Annotated in this window: 24 protein-coding genes; 7 read left to right on the top strand and 17 right to left on the bottom strand. The window is 58.1% G+C overall.

The features are described from left to right. A partial coding sequence (locus F6V30_RS14895) for a porin family protein (protein WP_246163549.1) occupies positions 1-468 on the bottom strand: 468 nt, incomplete at its 3' end. Positions 469-859: 391 nt separating this feature from the next. Here F6V30_RS14895 and F6V30_RS14890 point away from each other — a divergent pair. The 4 genes from F6V30_RS14890 to F6V30_RS14875 are packed head-to-tail and all read left to right on the top strand — an operon-like array spanning position 860 to position 3,734. After that, positions 860-1,249 carry an MGMT family protein gene (locus F6V30_RS14890; RefSeq protein WP_151157738.1) on the top strand — a complete coding sequence of 130 codons (390 nt, stop codon included), beginning with the start codon at positions 860-862 and terminating at the stop codon, positions 1,247-1,249. 5 nt (positions 1,250-1,254) lie between these two features. Continuing rightward, positions 1,255-2,040: an ABC transporter ATP-binding protein gene (locus F6V30_RS14885; RefSeq protein WP_151157737.1), complete on the top strand. Its 786-nt coding sequence runs from the start codon at positions 1,255-1,257 to the stop codon at positions 2,038-2,040. After that, positions 2,033-2,815 carry an ABC transporter permease gene (locus tag F6V30_RS14880; protein ID WP_151157736.1) on the top strand — a complete coding sequence of 261 codons (783 nt, stop codon included), beginning with the start codon at positions 2,033-2,035 and terminating at the stop codon, positions 2,813-2,815. The genes F6V30_RS14885 and F6V30_RS14880 overlap by 8 nt, the downstream gene beginning before the upstream one ends. A 46-nt stretch (positions 2,816-2,861) precedes the next feature. Continuing rightward, positions 2,862-3,734, top strand: coding sequence for a methylenetetrahydrofolate reductase (locus tag F6V30_RS14875; protein WP_151157735.1), 873 nt, complete (start codon positions 2,862-2,864; stop codon positions 3,732-3,734). Positions 3,735-3,773: 39 nt separating this feature from the next. On the opposite strand, the gene F6V30_RS14870 is transcribed toward F6V30_RS14875, so the two are convergent. Beyond that, entirely contained in the window at positions 3,774-4,841 is a 1,068-nt protein-coding gene (locus tag F6V30_RS14870; protein WP_151157734.1) for a sensor histidine kinase, read from the bottom strand. A gap of 269 nt (positions 4,842-5,110) precedes the next feature. On the opposite strand from F6V30_RS14870, the gene F6V30_RS14865 reads away from it, so the two are divergent. Next, entirely contained in the window at positions 5,111-5,701 is a 591-nt protein-coding gene (locus tag F6V30_RS14865) for a DUF4337 domain-containing protein (protein ID WP_218043336.1), read from the top strand. 41 nt (positions 5,702-5,742) lie between these two features. On the opposite strand, the gene F6V30_RS14860 is transcribed toward F6V30_RS14865, so the two are convergent. From F6V30_RS14860 to pal, 3 genes are all read right to left on the bottom strand, one after another. Then, on the bottom strand, positions 5,743-7,104 hold the full coding sequence (locus F6V30_RS14860) for a DUF4403 family protein (protein WP_151157733.1): 1,362 nt from the start codon (positions 7,102-7,104) through the stop codon (positions 5,743-5,745). A 128-nt stretch (positions 7,105-7,232) separates the two neighbouring features. Next, entirely contained in the window at positions 7,233-8,585 is a 1,353-nt protein-coding gene (locus F6V30_RS14855) for a chloride channel protein (RefSeq protein ID WP_151157732.1), read from the bottom strand. An 82-nt stretch (positions 8,586-8,667) separates the two neighbouring features. Next, positions 8,668-9,240 (bottom strand): peptidoglycan-associated lipoprotein Pal, encoded by a 573-nt coding sequence (gene pal, locus F6V30_RS14850; protein ID WP_151157731.1) that lies wholly within the window; start codon positions 9,238-9,240, stop codon positions 8,668-8,670. Positions 9,241-9,483: 243 nt separating this feature from the next. Between pal and F6V30_RS14840 the strand changes: the two genes are divergently transcribed. Together F6V30_RS14840 and F6V30_RS14835 are read left to right on the top strand one after the other, a co-directional pair. Beyond that, the gene (locus F6V30_RS14840; RefSeq protein WP_151157729.1) at positions 9,484-9,987 is read left to right on the top strand and encodes a MarR family winged helix-turn-helix transcriptional regulator; all 504 of its coding nucleotides are present in this window, start codon (positions 9,484-9,486) and stop codon (positions 9,985-9,987) included. 139 nt (positions 9,988-10,126) lie between these two features. Further along, a complete protein-coding gene (locus F6V30_RS14835; RefSeq protein ID WP_191965726.1) occupies positions 10,127-10,630 on the top strand; it encodes a hypothetical protein in 504 nt (167 codons plus the stop codon). 100 nt (positions 10,631-10,730) lie between these two features. On the opposite strand, the gene F6V30_RS14830 is transcribed toward F6V30_RS14835, so the two are convergent. The 12 genes from F6V30_RS14830 to F6V30_RS14775 all read right to left on the bottom strand — a co-directional run bounded on the left by F6V30_RS14830 (position 10,731) and on the right by F6V30_RS14775 (position 23,299). Continuing rightward, entirely contained in the window at positions 10,731-12,350 is a 1,620-nt protein-coding gene (locus tag F6V30_RS14830; RefSeq protein ID WP_151157727.1) for an NADP-dependent glyceraldehyde-3-phosphate dehydrogenase, read from the bottom strand. Positions 12,351-12,532: 182 nt separating this feature from the next. After that, positions 12,533-13,453: a 2-dehydropantoate 2-reductase gene (locus tag F6V30_RS14825; protein WP_151157726.1), complete on the bottom strand. Its 921-nt coding sequence runs from the start codon at positions 13,451-13,453 to the stop codon at positions 12,533-12,535. 352 nt (positions 13,454-13,805) lie between these two features. Beyond that, entirely contained in the window at positions 13,806-14,345 is a 540-nt protein-coding gene (locus F6V30_RS14820; protein ID WP_151157725.1) for a flavodoxin family protein, read from the bottom strand. A 101-nt stretch (positions 14,346-14,446) separates the two neighbouring features. Then, on the bottom strand, positions 14,447-15,280 hold the full coding sequence (gene larC / locus F6V30_RS14815) for a nickel pincer cofactor biosynthesis protein LarC (RefSeq protein ID WP_151157724.1): 834 nt from the start codon (positions 15,278-15,280) through the stop codon (positions 14,447-14,449). Continuing rightward, on the bottom strand, positions 15,277-15,930 hold the full coding sequence (gene larB / locus F6V30_RS14810) for a nickel pincer cofactor biosynthesis protein LarB (RefSeq protein ID WP_151157723.1): 654 nt from the start codon (positions 15,928-15,930) through the stop codon (positions 15,277-15,279). Before larB ends, larC begins: the two co-directional genes overlap by 4 nt. A gap of 14 nt (positions 15,931-15,944) precedes the next feature. Continuing rightward, the gene (locus F6V30_RS14805) at positions 15,945-16,925 is read right to left on the bottom strand and encodes a DUF362 domain-containing protein (RefSeq protein ID WP_151157722.1); all 981 of its coding nucleotides are present in this window, start codon (positions 16,923-16,925) and stop codon (positions 15,945-15,947) included. A gap of 201 nt (positions 16,926-17,126) precedes the next feature. Further along, positions 17,127-17,936, bottom strand: a complete 810-nt coding sequence (gene larE / locus F6V30_RS14800) for an ATP-dependent sacrificial sulfur transferase LarE (protein ID WP_151157721.1) — start codon at positions 17,934-17,936, stop codon at positions 17,127-17,129. Positions 17,937-17,982: 46 nt separating this feature from the next. After that, on the bottom strand, positions 17,983-19,122 hold the full coding sequence (locus tag F6V30_RS14795; protein WP_151157720.1) for an aldo/keto reductase: 1,140 nt from the start codon (positions 19,120-19,122) through the stop codon (positions 17,983-17,985). 73 nt (positions 19,123-19,195) lie between these two features. Then, complete coding sequence (locus tag F6V30_RS14790; protein WP_151157719.1) at positions 19,196-20,254, bottom strand: NAD(P)-dependent alcohol dehydrogenase; 1,059 nt, start codon at positions 20,252-20,254, stop codon at positions 19,196-19,198. Between the two features lie 163 nt (positions 20,255-20,417). Continuing rightward, a complete protein-coding gene (locus tag F6V30_RS14785; RefSeq protein WP_151157745.1) occupies positions 20,418-21,722 on the bottom strand; it encodes a multidrug effflux MFS transporter in 1,305 nt (434 codons plus the stop codon). 98 nt (positions 21,723-21,820) lie between these two features. Continuing rightward, on the bottom strand, positions 21,821-22,228 hold the full coding sequence (locus F6V30_RS14780) for a cupin domain-containing protein (protein ID WP_151129464.1): 408 nt from the start codon (positions 22,226-22,228) through the stop codon (positions 21,821-21,823). Positions 22,229-22,312: 84 nt separating this feature from the next. Then, positions 22,313-23,299: an aldo/keto reductase gene (locus F6V30_RS14775; protein WP_151157718.1), complete on the bottom strand. Its 987-nt coding sequence runs from the start codon at positions 23,297-23,299 to the stop codon at positions 22,313-22,315. Positions 23,300-23,347 lie beyond the last annotated feature (48 nt).

Below are 23,347 nucleotides of genomic sequence, written 5' to 3'. Positions count from 1 at the left end.
GGCATTGGCCACGACGTGCCGCACATCCGCCCGCAGCGCCAGCCGGTCGTACAGGAAGTATTTCACACCGCCGCCATAGTCGATAAAGCCCATCGTCTTTCTCGAAACAAGGGCCGAGGGGCCCGACATGTTGTACCCCCCGAGCCCGGCGGCCACGAACGGCACGAGCTTCTTGTCCGGCATGAAATGGTACAGCCCTTCGACGCCGTACTTGAAAATGGCGACATCCTTGTCCGTCTTCAGCCGGGAGGAGGTGATGGAGTAATCCAGTCCTGCTTCCACGCCGACGCGGTCCGTAAAGCTATAACCGCCCCTGAGGGAGTACACGGGGGCGGTGTCGAGATGCTGTCCCCCATCATAGGTGTAGCCGCCGATCATGGGGGAAACCGAGAACTGCCCCGCCGATACGGCCCCGAACGCCGCGCCCGAGAATGCCAGTACCAGGGATACGGCGGTATATGCACACACTCTTTTCAAAAGACACCTCCCCTTCCGTTGCCTATCATTGCAAAGTGAGTCCTATGCGAGATTATGTCCATCACGCTGCAAATATAGCCACAAACGCACAAAAAAACAAAATAAAAAGCGACCCTATTCCGGCACGTTCGGTTAGAGCTGTTTGCGCCGGGGCAGACGGCACAAGGGACGGCGACGAAATGTGATTTTAAATGCCATGATTGCCGGGCATTTTCAGAGAAGCCTTGTTGAGGAAAACCGCCGGGACTGCGTCAGGTGTTTGTGTTTTGCGTGAAGATGTGAGAAAAGGAGTGGATGTTTTAAGTTGCCTGCCATAGCGGTTTTGTAGTTGAATAATTGCATCCGCCGGCCCGTCTGCGGCCGGCGGAAATGGGGCACTCCCATGCCGGCACCCAGCACCGCATACCAAAAGATCTATTCTGTTGTGTCGCTCATCCCCGAGGGGCGTGTGGCGACCTACGGGCAAGTCGCCCGTCTGGCAGGTATGCCCGGCCGCGCCAGGCTCGTGGGTTACGCCCTGAGCTCCCTCCACGACCGGCCCTCCGTCCCGTGGCATCGGGTCGTGAATGCCAGGGGGCAGATCAGCCCGCGCTCCGGCGGCAGCCCGGCGGATATGGTGCAACGGCTTCGCCTTGAAAGCGAAGGGGTGAGCTTTGACGGACACGGCCGGATCCCGCTGGGCAGGTTCCAGTGGCAGCCTCACCATGGGGAGCGGGAATACGGGAAACCAGCCGGAGACGCCTCCGACAACGGGCGAGGAAAGGAGCGATGACGGGGATGGCAGAAATAGTACCGCTTGACGGCCAGCCAATGGTGCAGGCGGAGGGGGTCGGCCTGACGCGGGCCGACGGGCAGGGGCGGGAAGCCGTTATCCTGAGCGGAGTAACGTTCTCGGCCGCCAAGGGGCGGATAACCGCCATCGTGGGGCCTTCCGGGGGAGGCAAAAGTTCCCTGATCCGACTGATCAACCGCCTCGACGACCCGACCACAGGTCGCATCCTGCTGGGTGGCGAGGATATTGCCGGCATGGACCCGCTGCTGCTGCGGCGCAGGGTCGCCATGGTGCTGCAACGGCCGTTCATGTTTCCCGGCACGCTGCTTCATAATCTGCAACGCCCCCTGGCCTACCGTAGAGAACCCGTGCCGGACGCCGACAGCGTGGAGGTCAGACGCACCCTGGAACTGGCCCGTCTTGCTCCCGACCTGCTGGAGCGGGATGCCCGGAGCCTCTCCATCGGCCAGCAGCAGCGGGCCAGCCTGGCCCGTGCCGTGATCACCTCCCCCCGGGTCCTGTTGCTGGATGAGCCGACCAGCGCCCTGGACCGGCCGACCGGCGACCAGCTGGCTACGGCCCTTCAGGACATCTGCCGGCATCAGGGAATGGCGGCCATCCTGGTGACCCACGACCTGCGGCTGGCCGGCAAGGTTGCCGACGACCTGATCTACCTGGAGGCCGGGCGGATCAGGGAGGCGGGCCCGGCGGCACAGGTTCTGGCAAAGCCTGCAAGCGCCGAATTGATACGGTTTTTGGCAGAGCCGGTAAGGGAGGGGGAGCATGGATAACCGCGGACTCGTGAACCTGGAGCTTTCCAACCTCCTGCTGGCATTCGCCCTGATCCTGTTCGCCATGGCGCTCTCCCGTTTCCAGCGGTTGGGACAGGCGCGGAAAATCGGCTGGGCCGCCCTACGGATGGTCGTGCAGCTTCTGGCTATCGGCTATATCCTCCACCTGGTATTCTCAGTCAAGACCCCGCTCTTGGTGACGTCCATCCTGATCGTCATGGCCGGTTTTTCCCTGCAGGTGGCCGGTTCCCAGGCCAAACGGAAGATGCCCGGTTTCTACCGGGTGATGGGGAGTTCGATCCTGGCCGGATGCGGGGGGGTGACCTTTTTCTTCTGCGCCCTGGTGGTGGGGTACTCGCCCTGGTATGAGCCTCGCTACCTGATCCCCCTGTTCGGCATGATCCTCGGCAATTCCATGCAGGGAGCCAGCCTGGCGGCCGAGCGGCTGGAGGCCGAAATCGGGGAGCGTCGCGAGGAGATCGAGACGGCGCTCTGCCTGGGAGCAACGCCCCGCCAAGCGGTTGAGACGGCCCTGCGCAACGCCTTTTCCGCCGCCCTTATCCCGACCCTCAACACCATGGCGGCCATGGGGATCGTTTCCCTGCCCGGCATGATGACCGGACAGATCCTGTCCGGTACGGAACCGGCCGTTGCCGTCCGCTACCAGATCGCCATCATGTGCGCCGTATCCGGCGGGGTGGCGGCCACCGCCTTCCTGCTCCTGATGCAGGGGTACCGCCGCTATTTCACCCCGGCGCACCAGTTGCGCCGTTGATTGAACGACTCTGTAACCATATTACGATTGGAGCACCACCTTACACATGAAGATCATCGATACCATACTGCCGGGCAAACCGTTCCTCTCCCTGGAATTCTTCCCCCCAAAAGAGCGCTCGGAATGGCCTGCCTTTTTTCACACCGTCGACCGCCTGAAGGGGGTGAATCCGCTCTTTTGCTCGGTAACCTACGGCGCGGGGGGGAGCACCCATGGGGACAGCCTGGAGATCGTCAGCCGGCTCAAACAGAAGCATGGCATGGAAACCATGGCCCACCTGACCTGTATCGGGGCCCATGAGGACGACGTGCGCACGTTTCTGGACCAACTGACGCAGGCGGGGGTGAACAATGTCCTGGCACTGCGCGGCGACCCGCCCCAGGACAGCACGCCAGACTCATCTCCCAACCGCCTCCTGACGCACGCCTCGGACCTGGTGGCCCTCATCCGCGCCTCTCACCCCCATGTGGGGCTGGGAGTGGCCGCCTACCCGGAGGTGCACCCCGAGGCCGCCAGCGCCGCGGCAGACCTGGCCTACCTCAAGCTCAAGCTGGGCCGTGGCGCCGACTTCGCCATCACCCAACTCTTCTTCGACAACCGGATCTACTTCGATTTTGTCCGCAACGCCCGCGATCACGGCATCACCAAGCCGATCATTCCCGGCATCCTGCCGGTAGTCAGCCTGAAGGTGATCAAACGCATCGTGTCGTTGTGCGGCACCGTTATGCCGCCGGATTTTATGGCGCAGCTTGAAGAGGCGGACCGGCGCGGAGGCGCGGCAGAGGTGCAGAAGCTGGGGGTGGCCCATGCCCGCAGGCAGACGGAGGAGCTGCTGGCCGGCGGTGCTCCGGGTGTGCACCTGTACACCCTCAATCGGGCGGACGCCGTGCTGGAAGTAATATCCGGGCTGTCGCCATGACGCGCTGAAGCGAGGGCAAGGCAAAAGGTGATGGGGACACTAGACAGCTATCCTGAACTCGGCGCCGCCGTCGATGTTCCGTGCGGAGATGCTCCCTCCCATGCTGTTCTCGATGATCACCTTCGACATATATAATCCGATGCCGGTGCCTTTATTGGGCTCCTTGGTGGTGAAATACGGGTCGAATATCCTGGGGATGATCGCTTCGTCGATACCTCCCCCATTGTCGCGCACGGTAACCACACTCCGATCGCTTTCCCGGAAGATCCGTATGGCGATGAGCGGCGTCTCCACCTCCCGCTCCAGTAAGACATCCCTGGCGTTATTGACGATATTCAGCACGGCGCGGGCATATTCGTTCTTGTAGCCCACAAGCGTCACCCCCGTTTCAGCCCGCACATCCACACGGATACGGGCATGCCGGAGCGCGGCGTCCAGAAGCCCTATGGTCTGGGCGATCACCGTATCCACCTGAAATCCCCGCGGTACCGTATCCTTGAGGAAAAAATTGCGCAGGTCGTCTATCTTCTGCGACATGCCTGCAATCGTGGCCATCGCATTGTCCACATCTTCCCGAAACTGTTCCGGGGACAATGTACCGGACAGATAGCCAAGATTGAGGTTCTGGACAATGAGCCCGATATTGTTGAGCGGTTGGCGCCATTGATGGGCGATATTGGTAATCATTTCTCCCATGGCGGCAAAGCGGTTCTGCCGGATGAGCACCTCGTCCTTCCGGCGCAATTCGGCAACCGTAGCGGCAATCCGCTCCTCCTGATTTTTGTTCACACGTTCCAGCTCCGCCCGCTGCCGCCGCAATTCTTCCTGAGCCTGGTTATAACGCAGGAACAGCGGCTTGATGAGGATGATCCCGCAGGTCATCAGGATAGAGATGACAAGTCCCAGCATCTCCACGGTCACGTCCCACCGTGAAGAGCCGGCAAGGATATGGGCAAACATGACCGCACGGCGAACACCCATGATGATCAGCCCGCTCGCGACAAGCATCCAGGCGGCCTTTTCCCCGCTGACCCGTATCAGCCGGAACGCCATGAACGCCGCCAGAAACTGAAACACCACCGAGAGAGTCATGATAGCGACCATCATGACGCGGCTCCTCTGCTTAACGGCATGGAATGACTTGCAATAAAAACTGTAGTTTATATACGCCCAATGTCAATCATCCGTCTCAGACGGCATCGGCGTTATCGGTGCCAAAGCCTCCTTTTCCCTGGCCAGCATGGGACATTTTCCCGTTGTTCAGCTTATACCATCCGCTCTTCGGCGTTCCCCCCGATGATATCGTAATTGACAGCCGACGGCAGGAATGGATACTGTTACGGCATGACCCTATATTTTGTCAGGAGGAAGACCCCGTGACCGAATTGCATAACATGCAGCAAAGCCTCGACGCAGCAGAGACAAAGAATCGGCTCAACACTTGGGTGGCGGTGAGTGTGGCCCTGGTCTCCGTCTTCATGGGCATCACCAAGGTTAAAGACGACAACATCGTTCAGGCCATGCTCCAGGCCAAATCAAATGCCGTGGACACCTGGAACGAATACCAATCGAAGAAGATCAAGCATCACGTGGCCGAGCTGGGGTTGAGCCAGACCATAGCGCTTCAGGCCATGGCGGCGGGGAAGGGAAATGTGGTGCTGGTGGCGCAGCAGAAGCGCTATCAGGAGTCGATTGCACGCTACCAGACTGAGGAAGATGCCCTCATGAAAAAATCGAAGGCGTTCGAGAAGGAGTACGATGACCTGAACTTCAAGGACGACCAGTTCGACCTGTCCGACGCGGCCCTCTCCATCTCGCTGGCCATGCTGGCCATTACCGCTTTGACCGGAAAGCGTAAGTTGCTTTTCCTGTCGCTGCTCTTCGCCGGATTCGGAGGTGTCATGGGGCTGGCCGGGCTCTTGGGGCTTCATCTTCATCCTGATGCACTGACCCGGCTGCTCTCCTGAGGGGGGGGGCGGGGGCTTCGAACCGGTGCCCCCGGCCAGAGCTATTGAAAAAGAATGGCTGATTCTCCCTCGGTGTACACCTGGAGGGATATTCTGTCCTGCTGCATAATCACATCGCTGAACTTCAGGTCCTTTATATCGCCCGTCAAAAACACGTGATCCACCAACGGCACCCGGGCAAGCGCTTTTCCAGCCACTTGGCGCAATTGCTCCAACTGCCGGTTCAGATTCATATTGAGCTTGTCCTGAATCACACTCCTGATGGTCCCGTGCAGGAACCAGTCGGCCGACTGGAGCAGCAGGCTTTGGGTCTGCATGTCAAAGTCCACATCCTCCACGGAGAATACGTTGGTCTTTGGATCGTAGACCGGCTTTGCGGTCAGATAGAACACCCCGTCCAGCGACCCCTGGGTCTCCAGCTTGATGACGAGCTTGTCCCCGTTGCCATACAGGTCGAAATCCTTGATGACGATGCTTTTGCCGTCGGAATCGAATTGTTTGTTGCGCAGCAGCGGCGTGGCGATAGCACGCAGGTCCTTGTAGAAGAGATCGGCATTCAGGGCGATGCGGAACGTCCTGTCGAACGTGTTGACCAGCTTGAGGCTGGGCAGGGGCGACAGGGGCGGCGTCGCCGGTTCGGGGCCCACCACCAGTTCGGCAAACGTGCTGATGCCCACACTCAATCTGACCGTATTGTTCCGGGTGGACAACGGGCAGAAAACAACCTCACGGGGGGTCAGCTTCAGCCAGATACTGCGGCTTTTATCCAGTAGAACCGGCTGCCGGGCGCTGTTCCAGACCTTGGCAACCTGAGCCTTCAAGGGAATCAGCTCATTGATCTTTTTGTTGACCAGGTCGGACAATATCCGCTGCATCGGTTGGGTAATCCCCTCCACGATGCTGCGCGGCTTGAGCGACAGGGGGCCGATGCCGACCTCCTCGGCCATCAGATCGCTCAGCCCCTGGTAGTAGATCTCCGCATGCAGTCGCCAGTCGGGGGTGATGCCGGCAGTGGCCTTGAATTTCAAAGTGAGGGGAATGGCTGGGGTTCCGAACATGCCGTAGTTAAGCGACATGGCGATCGGCAGGGTGACATACAGGTAGTTATTGGCGGCGCTGACAGAGATCGGGCCGTTGCGCCTCACATCTGCAGTCAGCCCTCCCGTCCCGGTCGCCCCCCGGTACAGTTCCTTATGGACCGTCTGGTTCAGAACCCTGGCGAGTTCCTCCGCTGTCGCCGCTACCGATACGTTGAGCGTGGAGACATCCCTTCTCAGCACCGTGCGGAAGGCTTCATCCCGCGGCCGCTCAGCCGTGAGCGTCTTTACGCCGGCGCAGGAACTCAGGGAGAGTGCGAGCAGCAACAGCGCAACCGGTGATACGATCCATTTTTTCGAAATCATGTGTGACCCCGTCCTCTCTGTGGATGTAACTTTAAACCGCGATGTAGCCACACCTATAAATTCCTGCGGCTACAGGAACTCGTTGAAGCGGTTTGTTCTCTTGACTCTACGCCATACCTTTTTACCCGTCACTGACTGTCTCGACGTATCCTCTTAATTCCTTTTTCAATAAAGCCCAGGAATGATGTTGCCCTGTGATTGAGCACAGCTCGTTTGAAATCGGCAAGCGGTTTGCCGGTCTCCACTGTTAATGAATTACTTTTTTGCATGCCGAGCAACTGGCTTGGATAGATACTACGGTAGCCAACCATCAGGAAGCTTACCATACAGGCAACGGCAGCATGGGGGGCGATACCGGCGCCAAACAGCTCCATGGCCATGACGCATGCAGCAATCGGGGTGTTTGCCGCACCCGCCAGTAACGCCACCATACCGATGGAGGAAAACGTTGCGATCAACGGTTCGTGGAAAAGGTTCGCAAACAGATTACCTGCGGCAGTGCCGATGAAGAAGATTGGTGTAACAACCCCGCCGCTGCCACCACTGCCAAGGGTTATGGCCGTGGCAATGGCTTTCATAAATGATGCCGCAGCCGGCAACAGCGCCCCTCTCAGCCCGGCCTCAATTGTGTCGAGTCCAAGCCCTAGGTACCGTGTCGATATCCCCTTACCGATGAGTACCAGTAATCCGCCCCCCAGAAAGGCCTTCGCTGCGAGAGGCCAGTGTAGGCGTTCAAACAGGCGATTGCAGACTTTCATGAATTCGATAAAGACTAGTGCAATCAGCCCGCACCATATCCCCAGCATGACCATTTCAGCAAAACTCCAGCCGGTCACAGGGGGGATGACCCTTGCCGCTACGTGCGGATAGCTGACTCCAAGCAGGGACGCCACATGGAAACCGATAATACCGGCGACAAATGATGGGAACAGGACGTCATACATCATCTGCCCGAGCACCAGCACCTCAACGCCAAAAAGAGCACCCGCTATCGGTGTGCCGAAAACAGTGGCAAACCCTGCGCTGATACCACAGATTACCAGTTTGCGCCGGTCAACATCTTCGAGCCTCAGCAGTCCGCCGAATGCCGAGGCAAGTCCCGCACCAATCTGGGCGCATGGTCCCTCTTTCCCGGCAGAGCCGCCGCCGGCAAGGGTGATAACCGTCGCAATCAACTTCACAGGAACAACCATGAGAGGGATTTTACCCATCCTCTGATGGACAGCTTCGATAACCTTTTCGGTCCCGTGCCCGGCCGCTTCGGGAGCAAGCTTGGAGACCAGCGTACTGCACACGACCAGTGTTACCGGGAGCAGCAGGTAATAATTTGGATATCGGGCAAACTGACCGGATGTCCAAGCGAGTGTTCGCAGAAACACGCCGGTGCCGATTCCTACCAAAACCCCGACTATGGATGCATAACAGGTCCACTTGATGACACTGGCGAGCAGGGTGAGTTGTTCAATAGATTTTCTCAGCATAGAATCTTATGGTAAACATCAGGAATGAGAGAGGCCCCTCCTCCGGTTTACCTTCAAACCGGACAGAGGGGCTTACGTGCGGTTATTTCGACAAGACAGTGAAGTCGTCACGGCGGTTTTTTGCCCAAGCTGCTTCATCATGGCCCGGGTCCGCAGGTTTCTCCTTGCCATAGCTGATGGTTGCCAGACGATCTGCGGGTATCCCCATGGTAACGAGGTATTTCATGGCCGTCTTGGCCCGTTTTTCGCCGAGGGCAATATTATATTCGGCAGAACCGCGCTCGTCGCAATTGCCCTCAATGCGCAGTTTTGCGGCAGTGTTCCTGCGCAGGTAGTCGGCATTATTCGTCAACGCCTTACGCGCCTCACCGGAAAGGGTATAAGAATCGAAATCAAAATAAACCTTCTCGAGCTCTGTTGCCAATTGTTCCTTTGCTCGAGGCTCGGCTTTTGTAACCTCTTTCCCAGCGTTTTCCGAAACCGATTTCACTGGGACAATGGCAGCACTCTTCTCTGCTTTAATATCCGCTTGTTTTTTGGTGGTTGCGGAAGGAGCAATCGCTTCATCCTTTTTGACCACATTTTCCTTGGCGCAGCCACCTACGACCAATGTTCCTAAAGCCCAAACAACACAAAACGCAACAATCCTCTTCATACTTTTCTCCTTTGTTTATGGGATGTTACTACTGTGACACCTTTTGTTCCGCGCACCAAAGCAGCAAGTTTGCAAGACGCCCGTTTCCTTATCGTGGTAATCTTGCCGAGATTGGCTCGGACAAGGGATGCTAATAAATATGATTTTATTGTCCATTTTATTTGTGATACAATTTATTTGCTTGGTAAATTATTTGCATTACAAACTATTTTTGTCAATATTTTTTTTTGGTGAGGAGATAGCATGGGAAGCAAAGCCGATGAAATTTCCGAAGTAATCGACAATTTGAGGCGGTCCATAAAAGCAATAAACGAGTATTCAAAAAACGCGGAAAAGGAAACCGGGTTAACAGGACCTCAACTCTGGGCAATCAAAATAGCCGCCAAGAGCGCACCTATAAAGGTATCTGATCTGGCCCATCAGATGTACCTGCATCCGGCAACGGTTGTGGGAATCCTGGATCGTCTTGAAGCAAAAGGATTGGTACAACGGACGAGGTCACTGAAAGACAGACGAGTGGTAGAGATCAATCTGACTGCACAAGGGCGGATTGTTGTTGGTCAGGCACCTGAGGTTGCACAAGGGATGTTGGTTCAAGGGCTCGAAGCCCTTTCAAGGGAAACACTTTCCCATGTTTCCGAGGGCATGAGGGAAATTGTGAGGATACTTGGAGCCGAGGCTTTCCCGCCCCAGTTGTTATTCTCACAAGAAGTGAACCTGCCGTTGAATCCCACGGCAGAATCTTAGAATAACTTTCACTTTTCAGCCGCCTTGATCAAAACCCTACAAACATGACAGGTTTTCAGGATCGAGGACGTCAGCAGTTTATTGGAAAAATAAAATATATTTTCATGCTGTTTATACAACATCTGCTACACTTGAAAGCATGAAAAAGATATGTGCATGGTGTTATGGCGAGATTGGACTAACGGCCCCTTCCGATGAGCGGCGCCCTACGGTCAGCTATGGCATATGCCCGGAATGCGCCAACCTTTTTTTTGCAGACCAGGGAGTACATCTGACGGCCTTCCTTGACGCACTGAACATCCCCGTTTTGCTGGTCGATAACGATGTCAGGGTGATCGGCGCAAATGCCCTGGCGCTCTCCTTCGTCCAAAAGGAACTGCCCGAAATCGAGAACAGCCACGGTGGAGACGTTTTCGAATGCATCTATGCGGCGACGCCGGAAGGGTGTGGCAAGACGATACATTGCAGCGGGTGCGCCATCAGGATCGCGGTCAGGGACACCTTTCACTCCGGCAGCAGCCACCGGGAGATACCGGCCTACCTCAAGTGCGAGCATTCGGGGCAGCCGACGCGAATCGGGCTATTGATATCAACCGAAAAAATAAATGAAACCGTATTGTTGAAGATCGACAGCGTGACGTAGTCAAAACGATTCACAGAGGTGTTTGCGTGCCCCTTCCGGACAAAGGGCCACGAACATTCCCTGATTACCACCCCTCCCCCAGCACTACCTAATCGCCCCCTTACAGCATGAAATCCGTGGAGAGGAAGTGGGATTTCCGCCCCTTGACGATGTCGGTGATGATCTCCCGGTTGTCCTCGGACTCCCGTGCTGCAACCACGATCCTGATGGAAAAGATGCGCAGGGCGTCGGCCACGGACTGGGTCCCCTCGGCAGAGTTTTTCCGGCCGTTGAAGGGGAAACAGTCGGGACTCCGCTGGCATTGGCTGTTGATGTTGATACGGCAGACCTGGTTGACCAGGGCGTCCACCAGTTGAGCCAGCAGATCGCTATCACGCCCGAAGATACTGGCCTGCTGGCCGTAATTCGAGGCGACCACGTAATCGATCGGTTCCCGGATATCGTCGTAGGGAACGACCGGGATGACCGGGCCGAACTGTTCCTCGTCATAAACCCGCATGGCCGGGCCGACCGGATAGAGCAGCGCAGGGTAGAAGAACGAAGCGTCGTTGGTGCCGCCGTCGCTGTTCACGACCCGTGCGCCGAATCCCTGGGCGTCCCGCACCAGCCCTTCCAGGTAGCCCGGTTTTTCCGGTTCCGGAAGCGGCGTGATCGTTACCCCTTCATCCCACGGCATGCCGCATTTCAGGGCGTCAATCCCTGCGGCCAGACGTTCCACAAAGGCATCGGCAATGGAACGGTGCACAAACATGATCTTCAGCGCGGTACAGCGCTGGCCATTGTAGGTGAGACTCCCCCGCAGGCACTCGGCCACCGTAAGATCCAGATCGGCATCCGGCAGGACGATCGCCGGGTTCTTGGCGTCCAGGCCGAGCACGCAGCGCAGCCGATGGGGGCGGGGATGGATCGCGCGGAGCGCGTCGGCAACCCGGTGGGTGCCGATGAAACCGAGCACATCCACCTTGCCCGAGGCAAGCAGCGGGGGCACGACCACCTCGCCGTCCCCGTAGACCGTGTTGACGACCCCCGGCGGAAACGAGTCGCGAATGGCCTCCAGCAGCGGCTGAAAGAGCAGAATGCCGAAGCGGGGCGGTTTGAGCAGGATGGTATTGCCCATGATCAATGCGGGGATGAGGGTCGTAAAGGTCTCGTAGAGCGGAAAATTGTATGGCCCCATGCAGAGCACGACCCCCAGGGGGGCGCGGCGGATTTGACCGATGATCCCCTGCTGAATGATAAAGCGGGAGGAAACCCTGTCCAACTCCTTCAGGGCCTCGATGGTGTCGTGGATATAGGTAACGGCCCGTTCGAACTCGCGCTTCGCCTCCTGCAGGGACTTTCCGATCTCCCACATGAGGAGTTTGACGATCTCCTCCCGCTTTCCCAGCATGGCGTCCGTAAAACGCTGCACACACTGGATGCGCTCCCCCACCGACATGGTCGGCCAGGTTCCCCTCCCGTTGTCATAGGCCCGCACCGCCACCTGAAGAATCTCCAGGACCGCCCCCTCACTGAGCAGGGGAGACTCCCCTACCCGTTTCGGGACAACCCCTCCCTCTGCGGCAACCCGGACCGGCGAAAGGACCTCCTGCAAGGGGCCATCCCAACGGCGCAATTCGCCGTCGACCAGGTAATAATCCTGCCGGATCGGCGTTTCGATGCGGTAGGGGGCGGGAATGCGCTCTTCAGAGGGGAATAATGATGTAATGGTCTGTTTCATCGGGCTGTTTTCCTGATCATGTCGCTACCTCTTTGCCATGTCATAAGATAAAAAAAAGCCGGGGGCCGCCACCCCTGGCCTCGGTTTTCCGGCCAATACTCGTGCTGACTCCCGTTTTTAACTACTAAGTATATAGATTTTTATCCTCGCTGTTCGCCGCTGTCAAGGAAAAGATCGAAGCGTCAGGGGTGCACCGGCTCTCCAAGGTCCAGCAAGGCGTTGAGCATCCCGACCCGCACCATCGGCACCCCCTGTTGCGCCGCATAACGCAGGGGAATCCGATAAATCGCCTCCAGTTCCAGGGGGCGCCCCTCGAGCCGGTCGACCATCATGCTGGGGCGATAGTCGCTGGTATGCTGGACCGTGCTGGTCAGCATCTCATCCCGGTATTCCCGAGAGATCGGTTCGGACAGCCCCTGGGCGTTGCCTCCGGCGATGACCTCGTCCATGATTTCCGCGACCAGACAACGGGTGGCGGGGTTGGCCAACAACGTGCCGGGGGTCTGGTTGGTCAAGGCGCACAGGCCGTTGAAAGGGATATTCCACACCAGCTTTTCCCAGCGGATCTTCCGGAGGTCGGCTACCGCCTCGCAGGTGACGCCGGCATCGACGAACATGGCAGCCAATCGCTCACTCCGCGACGAACGTCCGCCGCTGAATTCCCCCAGCCGGATGGAGCCGAGCGCCATGTGGTTCACGACCCCCGGTTCGCCACGGGTAACACCGATCATGGCCACCCCGCCCAGCACACGGTCGCCGCCAAAAGCGTCTGCCAGCAGTTCTTCGTTGCCGAGACCGTTCTGAACGGTGAGCAGCGCCGTGGCGCTCCCCAGCAGCGGCCGCACCATCTCCACCAGATGCTGGTTGGCAAAGGCCTTGAGCGCAATCAGGACCAGATCGGCGGTTCCCATGTCGCAGGGATCGCGAAAGCCCTGGACCCCTTCAAGGTGAAAATCGCCGCGCGGGGACGTGACGGTCAGGCCGGACCTGGTAATGGCGTCATAATCCCGCCGCAGTAAAAAGCGCACCTCATGCCCGGCGCGTTGCAAGAGACTTCCGTAATAGAGGCCGACCGCCCCGGCCCCGACAACCGCAATTTTCATGGTTCGACGTTTCCTTTTGACTGTTTTGTTTTCGATGTGGCAGATACGAGCAGACGTTTATGGCTCTACTGCCTTGCTAGGCTTGGCACAAGGTGGTTTAAATGTCAAGACCGTTGTCCGCGTAACGTACGGTGAGGCACTCGTTGCCGATGCTCCATTCCGGGGGGATAACGATGATGCGGGAGGCACGTCATGAAGAGGATTCTGATTTCGCGCAAGAAATGGCGACACATTCCGGGCTCTGCTCAGGGCGGGGTTTGCGTGAAAAAACGCGGGCTACTTGTGGAGCCCGCGTCCACGGCGCCGCAGGAGGGAGATGCCGAAGATAAACCAGGCAATACGACGATCCCATTTATCCGTTTTTACCCATTTCATAGGCCTGTTTCATGGCTTGGCTTTCGGTAATGTCACCAATATTCCAGGCGCCAACGCCGTAAATAATCCCCTTTTCTTTTGCTCCGTTAAGGCACGAGGTAAATCCTCTGAATCCTTCCAGGGTTCTTTTCATTGCCTGCGTGCTGTCGTCGGCAGCTGCGACAATGAAATAAAAATCCTTGTTGTTGATCTCGGTATAACGGGAACAGGTCCTGTCAATCAGGGTTTTCATTTGTGCACACATCGTATAGAAGTAAACAGGGGTTGCCATCACGATCACATCGGCCGCAATCATTTTCTCCAGGAGCTCGGCCATATCATCTTTCTGGGGACAACTCTTCTTCCCATTGAGACAGGTGCCGCATCCCGTGCAGTAATTGATCTTTTTGTCTTTTACAAAAATCTTTTCGGCGTGATGCCCAGCCTCCTGCGCTCCCATCATAAATTGGTCGCACAGCAGATCGGAATTTCCCCCTCTCCGCGGGCTGGAGGAGAAGACTAAAACGTTCTTATTCATTTCGCAGAATCACCTTTCTTGTATCTATCAGTAAAATCAACGTAATTACTTCGTGTTGTCAATTATCCAACACCACTCGGACACGGCGCAGTCCGCGAGCATCAACCATCGTATCCCGAACCGCAGGCGAAGATTGCCCCATTGGGCGCGTTGGCAAAGACCCGCGTGCCATAGACCAGAGCCCGCTTCTCCACCCGCATGGCGGGCCACGGCCCGAAGGTCGCACCGAGGCAGCGGAGCAGGGCCACGGCCGTCGGCGTTATTGTTTCGCCGTCATCCGGGAAGGGACGGACGGGGATGCCCTCGAGGAGTTCCAGTACGGCAGGAGCCGGAACGGGGATGATGCCATGAGCGCAGGCGACGCCTCCATCCGCCAGCGGCAGCGGACTGACCACGAAGCGCGCAGGGGCAAGGCGGGTAAACAGTTCGCACGACATGCAGATGTCCAGAATGCTGTCCAAGGCGCCGACCTCGTGGAAATGGATATCTTCCGTTTTTTTCTCATGCACGGCAGCCTCAGCCGTTGCCAGCAGGGTGAAGGTATCCGTGGCGAGGCGTTTCGCCGCGTCGTCTATGCCACTCGCGGCAATGAGTGCGGCGATGTCTGCAAGTGTCCGGTGTTCGTGCTGATGCGGCAGTGCGACTTCCGCGAACCAGCCGCCGATATGGTTCACCTGCCGTTTGGTCAGCCGCACGGTCCCGGACAGTTCGGGAAGTATGGCGGAGAGCAGCCGGTCCGTTTCCGCCTCGCCGGTTTCCGTCATACGCAATAGTCCGGCGAGCAAGATATCTCCAGACAGGCCCGAATGCGCCCGTATGGTCAGAACCCGATCATTCTGTTTTACGTTTTCCCACGGCACGTGCTCATGGGGGTGTGCGTGACCATGATGATGGTCGTGCCCTTCAGGTATGCTTTCTTCTTTCGTGCCGTTCATAATCCGTTGACCACCCTCGCTGCGGCGCAAGCGGCACCGTAGCCATTGTCGATATTCATGATTGCGACGCCGGGAGCGCAACTGGAGAGCATGCTCGCCAACGCGGCCTTGCCGCCCTGGGCCACGCCGTACCCCGCGGAGGTCGGGACGCCGAAAATCGGCTTGGGCGTGAGCCCCCCCATCACGCTCGTCAGGGCGGCGTCCAGCCCGGCCACCACAATGAGCGCATCAAAGGTATTGATTTCTTCCAAACGCTCCGCAAGCCGCCATAGTCCCGCGACGCCGCAATCCTCGAAAATTTTGTGTTCAATGCCCAGATAGGCCAACGTGCGTGCCGCTTCCCAGGCCACAAAGCTGTCCGACGTTCCTGCGGAGACTACGGCAACCTTCCCCGTGGCCTTTGGCGGAAGCGTGTCCCCAAAAGCCGTGCGGGATAGAGGATGATAGTCATAGCCCGTACGGATCGCTTCGGGCGCTTGAGCGAAGACCTCCGGGGCAAGCCGCGTGAACAGGATCGGATGCCCGGAGCCGTTGCCGAAGCGGGAAAGAAGTTCTACTAACGCCTCAAAAGGCTTTCCTTCGCAGAAAACCGTTTCCGGCAGACCGATTCGCGCGGTGCGGGAATGGTCAAAAAGAATACCGTGGTCCATATCGCCTCTTGTCCTTACAGCGTAATCAACTCGTACCGATCATTGCCCATTTTCATCTCTTTCATGTACGACAGCTGGCGCAGGCCCTTGCGGGATTCAATGCGTTCCTTAAGGTCGTGAAGTTCCGCTTCGGGCAGCTTATACACCATGTCGATGGAAGCCTGGTCTACGGCCAAAAGATCGGTGGAAGCCAGGATGCCCAGATTGCGCGCCTTGACCGGAGCTGCCTTGGTGCCGGCGCAGTCGCAGTCTACGGACATATTGCGCAGCACATTTATGTAGACGATCCTCTTCCCGAAGTGGTCTATGGTGGCTTTGGCCGACTCCACCATATTTTCCTGGAAGGGTTCTCCTTGAAGCCAGGCCGCGTAATTTTCATTATCCGGGGCGGCATGGACCATTTTCTTTCCTATGGGCCCGTCCGCGCAACCTATGGCGATATTCTTCAGCGAACCGCCGAAGCCGCCCATGGCGTGCCCTTTGAAATGGGTCAGCACGACCATCGAGTCGTATGCAAGCATGTGCTTGCCTACCGACATTTCCTTGAAATGCTTCCCGCCTTTAACGGGGATCATCACTGCCCCATCCTCGTCCATGATGTCCACCGGGCAGAAATCCCAGCCATTGATCCTGATGGTTTCGCGATGATCCGCCGTAGTCTGCCTCTTGCCCTTGTACAGGGTGTTGGTTTCAACCAGGTTGCTGTTGGCAATACGCTGCTGCAGGGCCTTCACCATGTCCCGCGGCAGTATGTTGGGGCCGTGCGGCTCGCCGGTGTGTACCTTGATCCCGACTTTGCCGGTTATGCCCTGATTGATCTTGGAATAGATCTGCAGCAGCCCGGCGGCACTGATGTCTTTTGTGAAAAAGACTGGGGACTGTTCCTGCTGCGCGGCAAAAACGCTGCTTATGCCGCCAAATCGGCTTACGGCTACGGTTCCCAGTGCAACGGCGCCTGTCTGCAGGAAATTTCGACGTGAAATGTTGTTTGCCATGTAACGCCTCCTTGGGGATTGAATGCTTTCTTGATACCCGGTTTTCAATTTGCGCTGCCGACATATGTCGGATGTGACCCGACACTAACCGTAGCCGATACTACTCTTGAAAGAGCGAAGGCTGATAGCCTAACTCTCTTGATTTCTTGCCCGATCGTCCGGTTTTGAGGGGAAGGTCGCAGACAACCGGGCATGGGCTTGTCAGCTTGCCGTGTCCGGCCCCCGGTTCAGGCTTCCCCTGCGGTAGCCGGCCAGATCGACGGTCACATGGCGGTATCCCAGAGCTTTCAGCCTGTCGTCGACGCCGTGCTGCCGGGCGGCGGCAATCAGGGCGGTGATTTCTTCCAAGGGCACTTCGATCCGGGCGATCTCGCCATGACTCCGGAGCCGGACCGAAGGAAACCCGATCCGGGCCAGGAACTCTTCCCCCTCTTCGATGCGGCGCAACTCCGCGTCCTCCACCCGTGTGTCAACGGGAATTCTTGACAGAAGGCAAGCCTTGGCCGGTTTGTCCCATACCGAAAGTCCGAGACTTCTGGACAGGCGGCGGATATCGTCCTTGGCCAGGCCCGCCTTCAAAAGCGGGCTCTCGACCCCGAGCTCCCGAAGAGCCCGGAGACCAGGGCGAAAGTCCTGCAGGTCGTCGGAATTGGTCCCCTCCAGGACATGGTCGATCCTCTCCTCGGCCGCCATCGCCAGCAGAGCCGAAAAGAGGTGGTGCTTGCAGAGGTAACAGTGATCCGGCGGATTGTTCCGGATAGCCTCCGGGAAAGGTTCGACGACCACCCGGTGGCGAACCCCGAGGGAGTCCGCCAGGGCCTTGGCTTCTGCAAGCTCGCTCCGGGGGATGTACGGGGTCGCCAGGGTCACGGCCAAAACATTCGTTCCCAAAGCCTCGCGGGCGGCATGAAGCAGGAAGGTGCTGTCAACGCCGCCCGAGAAGGCCACAACGACTTTGCCCATCTGCTGTAGATCCCGGAGAAGGCTCCGGTATTTCTTATCCTCTGGCATGTGCAATCCTTTTTCAGTGTGTTTATATCCGGGAGTGCCGGCACGACTACTTGGTCGGCAGTCCCGGCCCGTTGTCGAATATCTCCGCTACAGCCTTCATGAGTTGTGCAATCTCGATATGCTGCGGACAGGCTTCTTCGCATTTCCGGCAGCCGATGCAGTCACCGGCCTTGCCGTGGTTCGATGCCAGATTCAGGTAATAGACGAACTGGCTTGAAATGTTGTCGGTCACGGCGCGTTTCGAGCTGTTGTAGAGCGCGAAATAATTCGGGATCGGTATGTTTTTCGGGCATTTGTCGACACAGTACTGGCAGGTTGTACAGGGAATGGCCGTGTCTGCGTTGATGATGCCGGTCACCTGGTCAATGATCCGGTACTCCTCTGCGCAAAGCGGCTTGAAGTCCGTCATGTACGACGTATTGTCGAGCAGTTGCTCCATGGTGCCCATGCCGCTGAGCACCATGATCACGCCTTCCAGGCTTGCCGCAAACCGCATGGCCCATGACGGGACGGATGCGTCCGGGTTGTACGATTTCATCAGCTCTTCCGCAGGTGCGGGAACCACGGCGAGGTTCCCGCCCTTGCAGGGCTCCATGACGATGATCGGCATACGGTGCTTGCGGGCGACCTCGTAGCACCTGCGGGACTGGATGCCGGGGTTCTCCCAGTCGATGTAGTTGATCTGCAGTTGGACGAAATCCAGTTCCGGGTGTGCCGTCAGTATTTCATCAAGCAACTCCGGCGTGTCATGGAAGGAGATGCCCACCTTCCCGATGCGCCCCTCCTCTTTTTTTCTCCGGACAAAACCGAAGGAGCCGTAGCGGCAGGCCTGCCGGTAGGCGCTGACGCCGATGTTGTGCAGCAGGTAGTAGTCGAAGAATTCGACGCCGCACTTTGCCAGTTGCTCGCTGAAAATCCGCTCGTGATCCTCCTTTTCCTGCAACATTCTGGGCGGCAGCTTCGTGGCCAGGAGGAACTCATCCCTCCGGTGCCGCTTGACCAGCGCCTCTCTGACGAATGCTTCGCTCTTGAAGCCGTGATAGGACAGCGCCGTATCGAAATAATTGAACCCCTTTTCCAGAAAGGTATCCACGAGCCTGTTGAATGCGTCCCCGTCGACAGCCGTTTGGTCATCCTTGTCCAGGAGCGGCAACCTCATGCAGCCAAAACCAAGTTTCTTCGTCATATGCTCCCACCTTCCCTTCTGCCGTGACCCGGCTGCGGCGCCAGCCGGATGGCGCTCCCGCATCGTCCGGCGGTCATTCCGATTTCAAAGACGCCATGTCGATGGAGAAGCGGTACTTCACATCGGACTTGAGCAGCCTTTCATACGCTTCGTTGATCCTCTGAATGGGAATGACTTCCACATCAGAGGTGATGTTGTGCGAGCCACAGAAGTCGAGCATCTCCTGGGTCTCGGCGATGCCGCCGATGATGGACCCGGAGAGGCTGCGGCGCCCGAACAGCAATGCAAAGGCGGAGACGGCGAGCGGCTTCTCCGGCGCGCCGACGAGGGTGATGTTGCCGTCGCGGCCAAGCATGGTGATATAGGCGTTGATGTCGTGATCGGCGGCGATGGTGTCGAGGATGAAGTTGAACGTGCCCGCGTGTTGCTTCATCTCTTCAGGGTTGGTGGAGATAATGACTTCATCCGCGCCCAAGCGGAGCGCATCCTCTTTCTTGCCGGGTGAGGTGGTGAAGACCACGACGTGGGCTCCGAAGGCATGGGCAAACTTGACACCCATGTGACCCAGCCCGCCCAGGCCGACCACGCCGACCTTCTTGCCTGCGAGGTTGCCCCAGCGGCGCATGGGCGAGTACGTCGTGATCCCGGCGCAGAGCAGCGGTGCGACCCCGGCAAGGTCGAGGTTGGCGGGAACGCGCAGAGCGAAGCGTTCATCGACGACGATGCTGTCGGAGTAGCCGCCATAGGTAACCCCGCCCAGGTGTTTGTCCGGGGAACCGTAGGTGAGGGTCTGGTTCGGGCACAATTGTTCCAGGCCATCCTGGCAATTGGGACAGGTGTGGTCTGAATCGACCAGGCAGCCGACGCCCGCAAGGTCGCCCGGTTTGAACTTCGTGACCGCGGAACCGACCTTGGTGATCCGGCCGACGATCTCGTGCCCCGGCACGCAGGGGTAGACCGTGGGCATGATGCTGTGCCACTCGTCGCGGGCGTGGTGAAGATCGGAGTGGCAGACGCCGCAGAAGAGGATTTCGATCTGCACGTCGCGTTCCGTCGTATCGCGTCGCGGGATTGTGCTGGCGGCCAGCGGCGATGTGGCACTGGCGGCGGAATATGCTTTTGCTTTGAACATGGGTTTTCTCCTTGTTTTGATGTTCGTGTTAAGCAGCCCTGGTCTGATGGCGCCCCCTACAGCCAGATGTTGCCCGGTGATGTGGCGGCCAAAGCCGCTGCTTGCCCGCGTTATCAGCTACAGTCGTTCAGGCACGCCGGATCTCCTGCCTGACTTTGTTCTTTCAAAGTGATCCATACGCCTCTGTTTTGTCTTCTTCATCGCAGATAAGGCGCGCCGGCATGTACCGTACCCCGGAAAGCCCGGGCACCGGGAAGAGCAGCCGCATGGAAAGCAAGCTGCCGATCCCGCAAAGCGCAATCACCCAACCCATCGGCCACGGCGTGCCGTTGGCGAAGATGCCGACCAAACCGGAGCCTATGATGCCGCTGCCGTACTGAATCGCACCGATCAGCGCGGACACGGCGCCGGCACGTTCCGGAAAGTTGTCCAATGCACCGGTGATCGAGTTGGCGACGATGAAACCGGTCGCGGAGACAAACACGAGCAGAGGAACGACCAACCCCCAGAGCCCGCCCCAGCCGGTGCGGGCAAACAGTGCCACCATGATGGCGGAGAACGCGGCGATGATGGTGCCGGCCAGAAGCATCCGGTCATAGACGAACCGTGAAACCAGGTAGGAATTCACAAGGTTGGAGGCCATGATGCCGAGGATGCCGAGACCGAACAGCAGGCCGTAAAGCTGTTCCGGCACATGGTAGCAGGTGATGTAGGCAAACGGCGTACCCGCGATATAAGCGAACATGCCGGCGTAGAAGAAACCACCCGTACCCGCATAGCCCAGCAGGCGGCGGTCACGCAAAAGCTCGCCGTAACGGGCCATGGCGCGGCCAAGCGATTCCTGGTTGCGCCGCGTAGCGGGCAACGTTTCGGGAATCGTGAACAACGCCACGAGTGTCGCGATACCGATGCCGACCAGCGTCCAGAAAATGGCGCGCCATCCGGCAAGAGCGACGACCTGCCCGCCCGCCAGCGGTCCGACGAGAGGAGCAATCCCCATCACCGTTATCAGTATCGACAACATCTGCGCCGCACGGGCCCCCTCATAGAGATCTCTCACCATGGCCCGTGACAATGCCACGCTGGCACAGGCGCCAAGGGCCTGCACAACACGCCAACCGATCATGGCCAGTGCGCTTCCCGAGAGAGCGCAACCGGCCGAGCCGATCACGAACAGAACCAGTCCGATCGCCACCGAGGACCGGCGCCCATATCTGTCGCTGATCGGTCCCCACAGAAGCTGCCCCAAACTGAAACCGATGAGATAGGCGGAGATCGTCAGGTCGACCAACCCCTCATTTGCGTGAAGAGAATGGCTCATCATGGGCATGGCGGGCAGATAAAGATCGGTCGAAATCGACGCAAAGCCCATCAGCATGCTGAGGACCGCCAGCACGCGCCAACCCGGGGTGTCCGGCGCCGAAGCGCCGTCACCCTCTTGTGTTTTTGGATGGTGCGGAGTAGGCATTGAAGCCCCTGATATGCCGGACGTATCAGAATCCCGTTGATGCCCGACATCTTCAGGCTGTTTTTTTGTTATGTTCTCGGTCACAATCTACGGCCCTATTATTTCAATGTGTTGTAATCGTCTTCCGACACCGGCTCCAGCCAGGTTGCCGGACCCTTTTCGGGATGGACTTCGATGGCAAGGTGGACAAACCAGCTATCCTTGGCAGCGCCATGCCAGTGCTTCACATCGGCAGGGATATTGACGACATCGCCGGGGTGGAGCTCCTGCGCCGGCTTGCCCCATTCCTGATAATAGCCCCTGCCGCCCGTCACCAGCAGAATCTGTCCCCCCGCGTGTGTGTGCCAACTGTTGCGGCATCCCGGCTCAAAGGTCACATTCCCGATGGGCAGGGCCGAGCCGAAAGGCGTCAGCATGTTGAGCCAGACCGTTCCGTCAAAATTACTGCTCTCTAGTTTTTCGCCAATGGGAAAAATCACACTCTTGCTCAGATCGTTTGTGCTCATAGTCACTCCTGTTGTTTTTCAGTTCTCTGCCGGTTTCATTTTGCCGTAATGAATGTTCGTTTGCACCGTTCTCCGGCTTCAGCTTCAGCGGCCAACCCGTTTCTGCAGGTTTTCCGGGTAGCGCGCGCCTTGCACCGTGATTTTTGATGCGGCGCTTTCGAGCTCACGCAGGTCTTCCGGCGCAAGTTGAACTGAAGCGCCTCCGATGTTCTCGCGCAAGCGATGCGGCTTCGTGGTGCCGGGAATCGGGACAATCCATGGTTTCTGGGCCAGGAGCCAGGCCAGCGCGACCTGGGCGGGGGTTATTTTTTTCTGTTCCGCAAATCTGCCGATCAGATCGACCAGTACCTGGTTTGCCTTGCGATTCTCCGCGCTAAAACGGGGAACCTGATTGCGGAAATCGGTGCTGTCGAATTTCGTTTCCTCGCTGATCTTTCCCGTGAGAAAGCCTTTACCCAAGGGACTGAAAGGAACGAATCCGATTCCGAGTTCTTCCAGGGTCGGCAACACTTCCGCTTCCGGCTCTCTCCACCAGAGCGAGTATTCGCTTTGGAGCGCAGTGACCGGCTGGACGGCGTGCGCGCGGCGGATGGTTTGCGCCCCGGCTTCGGACAGTCCGAAGTGTTTGACCTTGCCTTGCTGAATCAACTCTTTCACTGTCCCGGCCACGTCTTCAATGGGCACGTTCGGGTCGACGCGATGCTGATAGAGCAAGTCAATCGTGTCCGTCTTGAGCCGTTTAAGTGATGCCTCGACGACCTGTTTGATGTGCTCCGGCCGGCTGTTCAGGTCGCCCGGCTTGCCGCTGCCACAATCAAAGCCGAACTTGGTGGCGATGACGACCTGATCGCGGCACGGTGCGAGGGCTTCGCCCACGAGTTCCTCGTTCGTGAACGGACCATAGATTTCGGCAGTGTCGAAGAACGTGACTCCCTGTTCCACGGCCGAGCGAATCAGCGCGATCATATCCTGCTTATCTCCGGCCGGACCGTAGCCGAAACTCATGCTCATGCACCCCAGCCCGAGGGCCGAGACTTCCAGGCCGCTATTCCCTAATCTGCGTTTTTGCATTGCGTTCTCCTTTCACCTAGCCAAGACTCCCCCTCTTGATGATTCTAC

The sequence above is a fragment of the Oryzomonas sagensis genome (genome assembly GCF_008802355.1).
GTDB classification, from domain to species: Bacteria; Desulfobacterota; Desulfuromonadia; order Geobacterales; family Pseudopelobacteraceae; genus Oryzomonas; species Oryzomonas sagensis.
Note: the sequence above shows the minus strand (reverse complement) of the source record. Positions and strands in the feature narration are given on the sequence as shown.